This is a genomic window from Constantimarinum furrinae (assembly GCF_014295415.1).
Classification (GTDB): Bacteria; Bacteroidota; Bacteroidia; order Flavobacteriales; family Flavobacteriaceae; genus Constantimarinum; species Constantimarinum furrinae.
This window is the reverse complement of sequence record NZ_CP052909.1, coordinates 911832-925228: the sequence shown is the minus strand read 5'-3', so window position 1 is coordinate 925228 and position 13397 is coordinate 911832. Positions and strand designations below refer to the sequence as shown.

Below are 13397 nucleotides of genomic sequence, written 5' to 3'. Positions count from 1 at the left end.
TTTAATAATTGGTTCTAATCATTAAACCCAGTCTTTTGGGTTTTTCAGCACATTTATAAGTTTTTCCTCTTCACTTCCCGGTTTGGGTTGGTGGTTGTATTTCCATTGTACTTTGGGAGGAAGGCTCATTAGGATACTTTCTATTCGACCGTTGGTTTTTAGTCCGAATAGCGTTCCTTTATCATGCACAAGGTTGAATTCTACATAACGTCCTCGCCTAATTTCCTGCCAGTATCGGTTTTCTTCGGAATAAGGCGTCGATTTGCGCTTTTCCACGATTGGAAGATAGGAATTGAGGAAATTATTCCCTGTTTCGGTAATAAACTCATACCATTGTTGCATGCTCATCGATTCAGTTTCCTTTAAATAATCGAAGAACAATCCTCCAATACCCCGGGCTTCCTTGCGATGGGCGTTATAAAAGTATTCATCGCAACGTTTTTTATAGTGTTCGTAGAAATTAGGATGATGTGCATCACAGGAACGTTTGCACACCGTATGAAAATGACGGGCATCCTCTTCAAAAAGGTAATAAGGAGTAAGATCCTGGCCGCCACCAAACCATTGAGTGACGATGTTTCCTTTTGCGTCGTATAATTCAAAATAACGCCAATTGGCATGTACTGTTGGAACAAAGGGATTTACCGGGTGAAGCACCAGACTAAGACCACAGGCAAAAAAATCGGCTTCTTCCACGCCAAAATACCGCTGCATGGATTCGGGGAGTTTTCCGAAGACTTCACTTGTATTGACACCCCCTTTTTCGAAGACCGCACCATTTTCTATGATCCTGGACCTTCCGCCTCCACCTTCCGGTCTTTTCCAGAGATCTTCGATAAATATAGCTTTTCCATCCACTTTTTCCAGTTGAGACGTGATGGAATTCTGGAATTGGGTGATATAGTTTACAAATTGATCTTTCATGATGGCTGAACGACTTTAAGCGTTGGTTTTTCCCAAAGGAGATCAACCGTTACAGTACTTGCAGCGGTCACGGAGAGCGGTAATACTAAGATGATCCCAACAATGGGGATAAGTAACATTGCCATAAAAACTATTCCGTTTCCAATGGCAAATCCGCGATGTCTTTTTACAAATTGCACACTTTCTTTGTATTTTAAATGTCTTTCCAAAGTATAGTCCATATTTCCGAAGCCGGCGTAATACGATTGAACCAAAAAGAGTAAAATTGTCGATATAAACCCTATAATGGGGATAAAACCAATGAGTAAAATAGGGATGGTTAGTAGTAGTTCCATCATTAAATTCCTTATGTTAACACGGGTTCCGCGCCACAATTGCTGGGAAAAGGATGTGTCTCTATGGAGATGGTCTGCTCCGCTAATATGTGTTTCTATAATTTCGGAAACCGGACTCATAAACGGGGCGCTTAAGGCCATTACAATATGTTTATAAAGGATAAGACCGATGGCGATTACAATAAAAGCTCCTAAAATATCGCTAATAGTTCTAAATGTTTCGGCACCCCATTCCCAGAACCAGATTTTTGAAATCAATCCGCCAATATTGTCCGATAACCCCCAGGCTGCAAATCCTATTATTGAGGCTGTGATCAAACTAATACCAATGGGAACCAAAAAGTAGGGCCATAGGTTGAGAGTTCCAATTAATTTGAAACTACCTCCGTAGGCTTTAATACCGCTAATAATATTTTTTATCATGGTTAATGGGCGATATAGATTAGATTTTCTTCAGAATCTTCAATTTCATTCATTTTCGAGACTTTTTGAGCATTTTCGGCCATATTTTGAAGAAAATTGATGATTTCCGTGTCATTTTTAAAGGTTTTTGACCTAAAAACAACGCGTCCTATGTTATTATTATGGAGGTCCATGGCTTGGTCCAATGGGTCGTTTTTTGTTACTTTTTCGTATAAATCGGTCACTTTTTTAGCCCAAAATTCACTTTTTTCATCATTTTTTGTGATTTTTAGTGTTTTTTGGCAAATCAACACATTCCATAAGGCGTGTCGGAACGCGTTTGCTTTATTACCTCTGTGATGCGCTTTCCCGTACAGCCGATTACAGATTGAAAATGTTTGTTTTGTCGCTTTCAATGTTGGAATTATAAGCAAGGGTTTTTTCAGAAAAATAAAACCAAATTGAACCAATTGGCTCAAACTTAAGGTGCTTATTCGCTTCCAGATATTCACTATTCTACTTTGTATTCTTTTACGGCTTCAATAAATGCTCCTGCATTTTCCAACGGAATATTAGGCAAAATTCCATGACCTAAATTTACAATATATCGGTCTTTTCCAAATTCGTTGATCATTTGAGTCACCATGCGTTTAATTTCTGACGGCGGACTAAAGAGTCTTGTAGGATCGAAATTTCCCTGAAGAGTAATTTTACCACCGCTAAGATAACGTGCGTTCTTAGCAGAACAGGTCCAATCTACACCCAACGCTGAAGCACCACTTTTTGCCATAGTGTCTAAAGCAAACCAACATCCCTTTCCAAAAGCGATCACATGGGTTTCATCTTTTAGGGCATCGATGATCTGTTGTATGTACTGCCAGCTAAATTCCTGATAGTCCGTAGGCGACAACATACCACCCCAGCTGTCGAATACCTGAACTGCGTTGACTCCGGCCGTAACTTTTTTCTTCAGATATAAAATTGTGGTATCGGTGATCTTTTGTAATAGTTCATGTGCTGCCGTCGGTTGAGTAAAGCAAAATTCTTTGGCTTTGTCGAAATTCTTGCTGCCCTGTCCCTGCACACAATAACAAAGAATTGTCCACGGACTCCCCGCAAAACCAATTAACGGAATCTCATCATTGAGTTTTTCCTTGGTCATTTTAATAGCCTCCATCACATAACCGAGGGTGTCGTCTATATCGGGTACGACAACACGGTCCAGATCTTTCTGACTACGTATGGGATCTGGCAACCAGGGTCCGATACCGGGTTTCATTTCAACGTCTATGTTCATCGCCTGTGGAATGACAAGAATATCACTAAATAGTATGGCTGCATCCATACCGTATCTACGTATAGGTTGAACGGTGATCTCACTGGCAAGTTCGGGTGTTTGGCAACGGGTGAAAAAGTCGTATTTAGCCTTAATTTCCATAAATTCGGGAAGATACCTTCCTGCCTGTCGCATCATCCACACCGGCGGACGGTCCACAGTTTCTCCTCTAAGGGCTTGTAAAAAAAGATCGTTTTTAATCATTTTCCTTTAAAATTTTCACAGCCTTTGCGATCACACTCTCCACAGTTGCAGCATTGGCGATTTTTATATTATGGGTATGTTTTTTTGCTTCGGAAGCGGTAGTTTCTCCAATACAAAATGCCATGCTGTTTCCCATGGAATTGTGTAAACAGAAACTTTCAACGCCACTCGGACTAAAAAACAGAATTCCGTTGAATAATTGATCGAATTTAATCGGATTTAGCTCAGTTTTGTATGATTTTACTTCAAAAAGTTCGATATTTTCATTTTTTAGAATTTCAGGAAGTTCATCTCTACGTCTTGTTCCGCAGAAATAATGAAATAGCTTGTTTTTATCATTATTTACAATAAAATTTGCTAATTCTGAACCATTTTGCGCAAAAAATGACACTTTTTGGTTATGTTCTTCTAAAAGTCGCTTTGTTTTTTCACCTACACAGAAGATCGATTGAAACGGTGAATCTTTTGCCTTGTCTAGAAGATTTTTTGCCAACATCGCTCGTACCGAATTCTGACTCGTAAAAATGGCATTTTTTGCTCCTTCAGGAATGGCAAAATCCAAAAATTCAATCGAAATGGCGTTGTAATCGATGACCGAAATACCGGCATTCAACAACAGATTCATTTGTGACACACTTAATTTTTTTGTTGAAAGCACCCTCACAGCTTTGTTCGTATCGATTCCATGACCTCCTTACCCCCGTTTTCCAATATTTCAAGAGCGCACTTTTTTCCGAAGTCTTCAAATTCGTTTATGGAAACAGACTTTTCGATCTCAAGTTTGGTAACTCCGTCCAATGAAAATAAAGCTCCCTTAAACTGAATCTTGTCGTTAATAATCTGAGCAATAGCGCCTATAGGTGCCGTACAACCCCCCTCCAGAGTTTTCAAAAACTCGCGCTCCATATGTGTGCAAACTTCAGAATTTAAGTCGTTAAGCTTTTGAGTCGCTTCAAGCGCGTAGGCGTCATTTTCTAAAGCAGCAATTACCATGGCACCTTGTGCAGGAGCCGGAATCATCCATTCGAGAGTTGTATAGTGTTTAGGTAATAAGTTAATTCGTTCCAATCCCGCTTTGGCAAAGATGGCCCCCTGCCACCCGCTATCCTCGAGCTTTTTCAACCTCGAGTTTACGTTACCACGTAAACCCACCACTTTGTGGTGTGGATAGCGGTGGAGCCACTGCGCTTTTCTACGTAAACTTCCGGTTGCGATTGTGCAAGGCTCATCGTACTTGAATTCTGAATTCGAAACAAGAATATCATCTGAAGAAGCTCTTGGCAATACTGCCGATTGGACTATTCCCTCTGGAAGCAGTGTTGGAACATCTTTCATGCTATGCACCGCTATATCTACTGTCCCATTTAACATGGCGACATCCAGCGTTTTTGTAAATATTCCGGTAATTCCCAACTCGTACAACGGTTGGTCCAATTGTAGGTCTCCGGTAGATTTTACGGCAACAAGCTCGGTGCTATAGCCTAATTGTTCTAACCCGTTTTGTACAGTTTCTGCCTGCCATAAGGCCAGTTCGCTGTCACGAGTACCTATTCTTATGACTTTCTTCATGGGTTGGTTTTTGAAAGTTGAAAAACCCTATGGATCAATTCCATACTTTCTTGAGTTGAGGCGGCATCGTCTTTTAAGTGATTGGCAAAATGTGTGGTGATCTTTTGAATGATCCTGTCGCTTATGATCTCAGCCTGTTCCTCATTGAAGTCACTCCGTTTTTTACGCTGAAAATCGATTTCATTGGATTTTATTTCAGATAATTTGCTTTTTAAAGCCTTTATGGTTGGTGCAAACTTTCTATGCTCTGTCCAGCTGTTGAAATCGGTTAGAATTTCATTGATAATAACCTCTGCCCTTGGGATCTGAGATGCCCTGTGTTCGAGGGTTTTATCGGTTACGGAAGATAGCTCATCGAGATGAATGAGCGTGACCAATTTGTTTTCCTTCACCTCCGTTGCAACATTCCTGGGAATCGAAAGATCCAGAATAAGCAATGGTTTCTTTAGATACAACAATTCCTTCGAAATGGTAGGCTGCTGGGCTCCGGTGGCAACTATAAGGATATCACTTTGAGAGATCTCGCTTTGAATGTTGGCGTAGTCCTTAACGATGAGGTTGAATTTCCCCGCCACGGCTTCAGCTTTGGTTTTTGTCCTATTTATGAGCGTTATATGCTCGTTTTTGGTGTGCTTTATTAGATTTTCGCAGGTATTTCTACCAATTTTGCCGGTTCCGAAGAGTAAAATGTTTTTTTCTGAAACATAAGGAACACGCGCCATAATATATTGTACAGCCGCAAAACTAACTGACGTTGCGCCGGTGGATATTCCCGTCTCATTCTTAATACGCTTACTCGCCTGTATCACAGCATTGGCAAGCCGTTCCAGATACGGACTCATGAGCCCGAGTTTTTTAGACAATCGGAAACTCGTTCTCAATTGACTTATTATTTCAAAGTCTCCAAGGATCTGACTGTCGAGTCCGGTAGCGACTCTAAATAGATGTTCAACCGCTTCATGGTTTTTATGGACATAAGCCACTTTCTCAAATTCATCGATAGAACCGTGGGTGTGCTCACATAATAACTTTATGAGTTGAAAGGGGTGTTCGGCAATTCCGTAGAGCTCGGTTCTATTACATGTGGAAATGACGGTGAGGGCCGAAATTCCCTCTTCCTTTGCATGCTTCAGGATGGCGGGCTTGGCCTCTTCAGCAATACTAAAATGCCCCCTAATTTCGGCGTCTGCCTTTTTATAATTGAGACCAATCGCGTAAAAAGTTCCTTCCAAAGGAATAGTGGTAAGTCGTTTTCCGTTATTTTTCATATCGAACACGGCAAAAATATTATTTGAATTAATCAATAAATAACGCCAGAAGTATCATTTATGTCGAAAGCTGTAAAAAGAATTGTAAAATTCATGACTTTACTGCAAATTCCCTATTTTTGCAGGGCATAACGAGAATTTGAATAGTGTGATTTAGAATAATTCTAAATAAAACGACAAAGCTATGAATGAAATTTCTAAAAAAAATGTCGCTGCAAGTTTATATACCGAAACATCGATAGAAGATGGGTTTTTTATACTGCGTTTTGATAATGAAACTACTGATTATCAAAATAGTAAACGAGAAATCAACTCAAATTTTATTCAGTTTCATTTTTGTCTGAAAGGATCGGCCAGTCTCAGTTTTAACGACGGTACCTATCGCTTACCACTAAAAGAGGATATGTCTCTATTATTGTACAACCCGCAGCGTGACCTGCCACTGGATATTACCATAAACAGCAATTCCTGGGTGCTTTCAGTATTGTTACCCATCAAAAAGTTTCACGGATTGTTTTCGCGGGAAGCCAATTACATTAGCTTTTTAAGTGAAGAGAATAAGGATCGCAAGTATTATAAAGACGGGCAGATCACACCTTCCATGGCTATTGTGTTAAACCAGTTGTTCAATTTTAGCCTACACCCTTCAGTAAAAACTCTTTATTTTAAAGGGAAATGTTACGAATTGCTGAGTCTGTATTTTAATCGACCTTCTAATGTCGATGTAGAACAATGTCCATTTTTGGTGGATGAAGAAAATGTATCGAAGATCAAAAGAGCAAAGGAGATCATCATAGCCCGAATGGCCGAGCCACCCACCCTACAGGAGCTGTCTAAGGAGATTCACTTGCCGCTAAACCGATTAAAGGAAGGCTTTAAGCAAATTTACGGAGACTCGGTCTTCAGTTTTTTATACGATTACAAGATGGAGGTGGCGCGACAATTACTGGCAACAGGTTCTCACAATGTGAATGAAGTAGGACTTAAAGTGGGCTATAGTACCTCAAGTCATTTTATTGCTGCCTTCAAGAAGAAATACGGAACTACTCCCAAGAAATTTGTTATGTCTTTATCGGCATAACATTTTAATTATAGCTCCATAGATTCTATCTACACCCTAAAGGCTTTATTTTAAATAATAGCAGTATTTTTGTGCTGCTGAAAAATTACTATGAAAAAAGGAGTTCTGCTTGTTAATTTAGGTTCCCCGGATAGCACCGACACTAAAGATGTAAAGCGATATCTCGATGAATTTTTAATGGATCCGAGGGTAATCGATGTTCCCCGTTGGGCTCGTATTCTCCTGGTTCGCGGTATTATATTAAACACCCGGCCAAAGCAATCGGCCGCCGCATATAAAAGAATATGGTGGGATGAAGGTTCCCCCTTAATAGTGATCTCACGAAGACTTCAGAAGAAAGTACAGGACAATGTGACCCTCCCTGTTGCTCTGGCGATGCGATATGGAAGTTTAACGCTGAAAAAAGGGTTGCAGGAATTGCGTGATCAGGGCGTAGATGATGTGCTGGTGGTTCCACTATATCCTCAGTTTGCAATGGCAACGACTGAAACGATTAACGTAAAAGTGGAAGAACTTCGTAAAGAATTTTTCCCTACGATGGAAATTACTTCTTTACCGGCTTTCTATAATCAGCCGGAATACATTAAAATACTCTCAAAAAGCATCTCTGAAGCCCTGGAAGGTCTCGATTATGAGCATCTTTTATTTAGTTATCACGGGGTTCCCGAAAGACATATTCGCAAAAGTGACATTACAAGATCGCATTGTAAAATAGATAATACATGCTGTGTAACTCCCTCTGCAGCCCATCGCTTTTGTTATCGCCACCAATGTCTTGAAACCACTAAACTTGTAGTAGACGCATTAAACCTTCAAGAAGGAACCTATTCAACTTCATTTCAATCCCGTCTTGGGTTCGATCCCTGGCTGCAGCCTTACACCGACCGGACCATTGAACGATTGGGAAAATCCGGGATTCGGAAAATGGTAATCGTTACTCCGGCCTTCGTAAGTGACTGCCTGGAAACTCTCGAAGAGATCGCCATGGAGGGAGAAGAAATTTTTCATGAGGTTGGAGGAAAGGAATTTACAACCGTCCCATGCCTCAACGATCGGGATGATTTTGCCTCGTTTCTGGCAGGAAAGATCGACGAATGGCGAATCGTAGATCATAAAAATGCAATAGCTTAATGGCAGATCAGAAACGATCATCGATATTGGGCACCAACTCCATCAGTAAACTACTGGTAATGCAGGCAGTTCCTGCCTCCATCGGAATCTTGGTAATGTCACTCAATATGATCGTCGACACCATTTTCGTGGGAAGATGGATCGGTCCGTTAGCGATCTCTGCCATCACCGTGGTTATTCCGGTGACTTTTTTTATTGGAGCCATCGGACTCTCCATAGGAATTGGCGGAAGTTCGGTGCTTTCCAGAGCTCTGGGTTCAGGGAATGAAGATAAAGCACATCGTGTTTTCGGAAACCAGATCACGCTTACTTTTTTATCTTCAGGGTTACTGGCTATCATTGGCCTAATTTTTCAGGATTTTTTCATTGAATTCTTTGGAGCCGACGAGTCGTTTAAGGATCTCGCACTTATTTATTACCGTATTGTGATGTACGGTATCGTGATGCTTGCCATGTGTATGATGGGGAACAACGTGATACGGGCAGAAGGCAAGCCTAAATTTGCAATGTACGCCATGATGTTACCGGCCATTGGGAATATTTTTATGGATTATATCTTAATCAATGTATTCGATTTTGGCATGGAAGGTGCCGCTTGGGCAACCTTTATCAGCTATGCCATCTGTTTTGCATTTATCCTCTGGTTTTTCATTTTTAAAAGTGAATTGAGAATTACCGCCTCTTATTTAAAACTTCAGAAGAAATTAGTGACAGAAATAAGCAGTTTAAGCTTTGTAACCCTGGCAAGGCAAGCCACCATTAGTGTGCTTACCATACTGCTCAATAACGTTCTTATCTCTGTAGGGGATGCTCTGGATGTGGCTTCCTACGGAATTATAAGCCGAATGCTCATGTTCGCTCTTTTCCCTGTCATTGGTGTAAACCAAGGGTTTTTGCCAATCGCGGGATACAATTACGGAGCGGGATATTATCAGAGAGTGCGGGAGTCTATTAATACATCCATTAAATATTCGGGAGGACTTGCATTGTTCATATTTACCCTCATCATGATCTTCCCTACCGATATCGTGTCAATATTTATAAGTAATAATGAAACTTTGGATGCCAAAACACTTGCGGATAATGCAGAGATTCTGAACCGTACGCCATCTGCATTGCGCTGGGTGTTTGCCGCAACACCTATTATTGCAGTACAACTTATAGGGGCATCCTATTTCCAAGCCATTGGTAAGGCCGTTCCGGCACTTCTATTAAGTTTAACGAAGCAAGGCTTTTTTCTTATCCCGCTAATTCTTATCCTTCCGGCATTTTATGGAGTATGGGGAGTTTGGATCTCTTTTCCCATTGCCGATGTGTTGGCTACTGTAGTAACCGGATACTATCTGAATAAAGAAGTGCGAAGAACCTTGCGCTGATTTTTCTGAAATATGTATCTTTAAAAAAATCTATAGATACGTATATTATGACCCGATTTACACTAACCCTAAGTTTTTATATTTCTATTATTTTCTTCGGAATTTTCCCCGAATCCACGCAGGCACAATCCTATGACGAATCACTTTACGGAGCGCTGGAATACAGATTAATCGGCCCTTTTAGGGGTGGCCGAAGTGCAGCGGTTACCGGAGTTCCCAACAAACCGAATCTTTTCTATTTTGGAGCTACAGGAGGCGGTGTGTGGAAAACTGAAGACGGCGGGCGCAGTTGGAAAAATATTTCGGACGGATTTTTTGGAGGCTCTATAGGAGCTATTGAAGTAGCTGAAGATGATCCGAATGTGATCTACGTAGGTGGAGGTGAAAAGACAGTTAGGGGGAACGTATCTTCAGGTTACGGAATCTGGAAGACGGTCGATGCAGGAAAGACTTGGACGAATATGGGCTTAAAGAATAGCAGACATATCCCCAGAATTACTACCCACCCAAGGGATCACAACATCGTCTACGCTGCCGTTTTAGGAAATATCTATAAACCTACTCAGGAGCGTGGCGTGTATAAAAGTATCGATGGCGGTAAGAGCTGGAATAAAATACTATTTGCCAATGAAGATGCCGGGGCAGTAGATCTTATCATGGATCCAAATAATCCGCGAATCTTATATGCATCAACATGGAACGTACGAAGAACTCCATATAGTTTGAGTAGCGGGGGAGACGGGTCTGCGCTTTGGAAAAGTACAGATAGCGGAGAAACTTGGAAGGAAATCTCAACCAACACAGGGTTTGCAAAAGGAACTTTAGGAATTATTGGTGTTACTGTTTCTCCTGTAAATAGCGAACGTGTTTGGGCCATTGTTGAGAACAAGGATGAAGGAGGAGTGTACCGAAGTGATGACGGAGGTGATACCTGGAGTCTTATTAACAGTGAGCGCAGTTTAAGGCAACGCGCTTGGTATTATACGCGTATCTATGCAGATTCTAAAGATATTGACGCCGTGTATGTATTAAATGTACGATACCACAAAAGTACCGATGGAGGTAAAACATACAGTACCCATAACGCACCACATGGAGACCATCACGATCTTTGGATCGCCCCTGAAAACCCTAAGAGAATGATCATTGGAGATGATGGTGGAGCACAGGTTACTTATGACGGAGGCGAAACCTGGAGCACTTATCACAATCAGCCAACTTCTCAGTTTTACAGAGTGACGACAGATAATTCATTTCCGTATCGCATATATGCGGCTCAGCAGGACAATTCCACCATACGAATTACCCATCGAAATGAAGGCTGGAATATCAACGAGGAAGATTGGGAATCGACAGCCGGAGGAGAAAGTGCGCATATCGCGGTAGACCCCGAAAATAACGACATTGTTTACGGAGGGAGTTACGACGGTTTTCTAACCCGCTATAATCACGAAACCGGAACCGTAAGAAGCGTAAGTGTATGGCCGGACAATCCTATGGGGCATGGAGCAGAAGAGATGAAATACCGCTTTCAGTGGAACTTTCCTATTTTCTTTTCACCTCACGACCCTAACAAGTTGTATACAGCTTCAAATCATTTGCACGTTACCACTAATGAAGGGGAAAGTTGGGAGGTAATTAGCCCCGATCTTACCCGAAATGACCCCGAAAAACTAAAATCCTCTGGCGGACCAATTACCCAGGACAATACTTCGGTAGAATATTATTGTACCATTTTTGCCGCTGCCGAATCGCCTATAACCCCCGGATTACTTTGGACCGGGAGTGATGACGGATTGGTACACATATCCCGTGATGGCGGAAAGAATTGGGAAAATGTCACCCCTAAAGGAATGCCCGAGTGGATGATGATTAACAGTGTAGAGCCTTCGGTATTCGATTCGGGGACCTGCTATATCGCTGGGACAAAGTATAAAACTGGCGATTTTGCGCCCTATTTATACAAAACCACAGATTACGGAAAAAGCTGGAAGAAGATCACCAACGGAATTGCAGAAGAACATTTTACGAGAGTAGTAAGAGAAGACCCTAAGCGCAAAGGCCTCTTATATGCGGGTACTGAAACCGGAATGTATATCTCCTTCGATGATGGTGTCAACTGGAAGCCATTTCAACTAAATCTACCCATAGTACCCATCACCGATCTTGCACTTAAGAACAATAACCTTATCGTAGCTACACAGGGAAGAAGTTTGTGGATCATCGATGATCTGTCAGTGATACACCAACTGGCCGATGCGAAAGGCAAGGAAGTATATCTTTTCAAACCCAAGGACACTTATCGCATGGGTGGGAATTCTCGTAGTGGATCATTAACGACAGGAACCAATCATCCGGCCGGGGTAATGACCTACTTTTATGTGAATGACCCTTCAGAAAAAGAAATAAAACTGAGCTACCTCAACGCTAAAAACGATACCATCAAGTCTTTTAGTACAAAGGGCAAAGAAGACAAACTAAAAGTGGAAAAGGGAGCGAACTATCATATCTGGGACATGCGAGGTAAAGGAGCCGAACGCCTTAAAGGAATGATCCTTTGGTGGGCAAGCACCGAAGCACCTCAGGCGGTTCCGGGACAGTACAAGGTGATATTAACTGTAGACGGAGAAAACTACAGTCAGACCTTTACCATCCTACCCGATGGGAATGCCGAAACCGATGCAGCAGGCATGCAACGACAATTCGATTTTATTACCGATGTGAATAAAACCATTGACAAGGCGCATAAATCGATTAAAAAAATAAGGGATATTAATGGACAGCTTAAAGCTTTTCAAGAGCAATATAAAGATAATGAAGACGTTAAACCGCTGGTTGAAAAGGCTAAGGAGCTAAGTGAGAAGTTTTCGGAAATTGAAAAAGCGCTGTACCAGACCCAGAATAAGAGCGGACAGGATCCGTTGAATTTTCCTATTAGGCTCACCAACAAACTTGCACATTTAAACAGTTTGGTGGGAATGGACGACTTTCCGCCCACAGTACAGGACGTAGCCGTAAAGGACGAGTTAACCCAGAAGATCAACGCAGAGCTGGCTAAATTCGATGCTTTGATCTCTCAGGAAATCGTTTCCTTTAACCGTGAATTTAACAGCAAAAACCTGAATTATTTATTTGTTGAAGACAGCGAAGAGTAATTGTTACTCCATTTGAAACAACATGGAATACGACTATATAAAATCCTTGCATCTCATTTTTGTGATTACCTGGTTCGCCGGACTTTTCTACATTGTGAGATTATTTGTTTACCAGATCGAAGCGTTCCATAAACCACCTCCGGAAAAGGAAATCCTTGGAAAACAATTTAAGATCATGGCAAAACGATTGTGGACGATCATTACCTGGCCGTCCATGATTCTGGCTTTGGGTTTTGGGATCTGGGTAGTTGCCTTACGACCCTTTTACCTTACTGATGCATGGATGCAGGTAAAACTGGTTTTTGTATTCCTGTTGATCATTTATCATTTTAAATGCCATACTATTTTTAAACAGCTTCAAAAGGATATAGTAAAGCATTCGTCAAATTTTATGCGCCTTTTTAATGAAGGGGCTACCATTATTCTGTTTGCTGTTGTATTTCTGGTAATTCTGAAAAATGCCGTAAACTGGATCTACGGAACTATGGGTATCATCGTTTTTTCGGTGTTAATCATGTTAGGCTATCGAATGTACAAACGAATACGTCAAAAAAATGACGAATAAGAAGTATGGGCAATTCCCAATTAAATATTCCAGAATGGTGCAATTATTGCT

The 13397-nt window shown here is 41.3% G+C and carries 12 protein-coding genes; 5 read left to right on the top strand and 7 right to left on the bottom strand.

Annotated elements, in window-relative coordinates; all coding sequences use genetic code 11:
* Window positions 1-21: 21 nt before the first annotated feature.
* The 7 genes from hemF to hemA are packed head-to-tail and all read right to left on the bottom strand — an operon-like array spanning window position 22 to window position 6038.
* Window positions 22-924, bottom strand: coding sequence for an oxygen-dependent coproporphyrinogen oxidase (gene hemF, locus ALE3EI_RS04260; RefSeq protein WP_186991163.1), 903 nt, complete (start codon window positions 922-924; stop codon window positions 22-24).
* Window positions 921-1682 carry an EI24 domain-containing protein gene (locus tag ALE3EI_RS04255; RefSeq protein WP_186991161.1) on the bottom strand — a complete coding sequence of 254 codons (762 nt, stop codon included), beginning with the start codon at window positions 1680-1682 and terminating at the stop codon, window positions 921-923. Before ALE3EI_RS04255 ends, hemF begins: the two co-directional genes overlap by 4 nt.
* Window positions 1683-1684: 2 nt before the next feature.
* On the bottom strand, window positions 1685-2173 hold the full coding sequence (locus ALE3EI_RS13805) for a DUF6973 domain-containing protein (RefSeq protein WP_394367145.1): 489 nt from the start codon (window positions 2171-2173) through the stop codon (window positions 1685-1687).
* Complete coding sequence (hemE, locus tag ALE3EI_RS04245; protein ID WP_186991157.1) at window positions 2173-3201, bottom strand: uroporphyrinogen decarboxylase; 1029 nt, start codon at window positions 3199-3201, stop codon at window positions 2173-2175. Before hemE ends, ALE3EI_RS13805 begins: the two co-directional genes overlap by 1 nt.
* The gene (locus ALE3EI_RS04240) at window positions 3194-3859 is read right to left on the bottom strand and encodes a uroporphyrinogen-III synthase (protein WP_233279997.1); all 666 of its coding nucleotides are present in this window, start codon (window positions 3857-3859) and stop codon (window positions 3194-3196) included. The genes hemE and ALE3EI_RS04240 overlap by 8 nt, the downstream gene beginning before the upstream one ends.
* 2 nt (window positions 3860-3861) lie before the next feature.
* The gene (gene hemC, locus ALE3EI_RS04235) at window positions 3862-4770 is read right to left on the bottom strand and encodes a hydroxymethylbilane synthase (RefSeq protein WP_186991155.1); all 909 of its coding nucleotides are present in this window, start codon (window positions 4768-4770) and stop codon (window positions 3862-3864) included.
* The gene (gene hemA, locus ALE3EI_RS04230; RefSeq protein WP_186991152.1) at window positions 4767-6038 is read right to left on the bottom strand and encodes a glutamyl-tRNA reductase; all 1272 of its coding nucleotides are present in this window, start codon (window positions 6036-6038) and stop codon (window positions 4767-4769) included. The genes hemC and hemA overlap by 4 nt, the downstream gene beginning before the upstream one ends.
* Window positions 6039-6222: 184 nt before the next feature.
* Here hemA and ALE3EI_RS04225 point away from each other — a divergent pair, with 184 nt between their 5' ends.
* From ALE3EI_RS04225 to ALE3EI_RS04205, 5 genes are all read left to right on the top strand, one after another.
* Window positions 6223-7119, top strand: a complete 897-nt coding sequence (locus tag ALE3EI_RS04225) for an AraC family transcriptional regulator (protein ID WP_186991151.1) — start codon at window positions 6223-6225, stop codon at window positions 7117-7119.
* Between the two features lie 90 nt (window positions 7120-7209).
* Window positions 7210-8250 (top strand): ferrochelatase, encoded by a 1041-nt coding sequence (gene hemH / locus ALE3EI_RS04220; protein WP_186991149.1) that lies wholly within the window; start codon window positions 7210-7212, stop codon window positions 8248-8250.
* The gene (locus tag ALE3EI_RS04215) at window positions 8250-9626 is read left to right on the top strand and encodes an MATE family efflux transporter (RefSeq protein WP_186991147.1); all 1377 of its coding nucleotides are present in this window, start codon (window positions 8250-8252) and stop codon (window positions 9624-9626) included. The genes hemH and ALE3EI_RS04215 overlap by 1 nt, the downstream gene beginning before the upstream one ends.
* Window positions 9627-9673: 47 nt before the next feature.
* Window positions 9674-12781: a VPS10 domain-containing protein gene (locus ALE3EI_RS04210; protein WP_186991145.1), complete on the top strand. Its 3108-nt coding sequence runs from the start codon at window positions 9674-9676 to the stop codon at window positions 12779-12781.
* 22 nt (window positions 12782-12803) lie between these two features.
* Window positions 12804-13346, top strand: coding sequence for a CopD family protein (locus ALE3EI_RS04205; RefSeq protein ID WP_186991143.1), 543 nt, complete (start codon window positions 12804-12806; stop codon window positions 13344-13346).
* The last annotated feature ends 51 nt before the right edge of the window (window positions 13347-13397 follow it).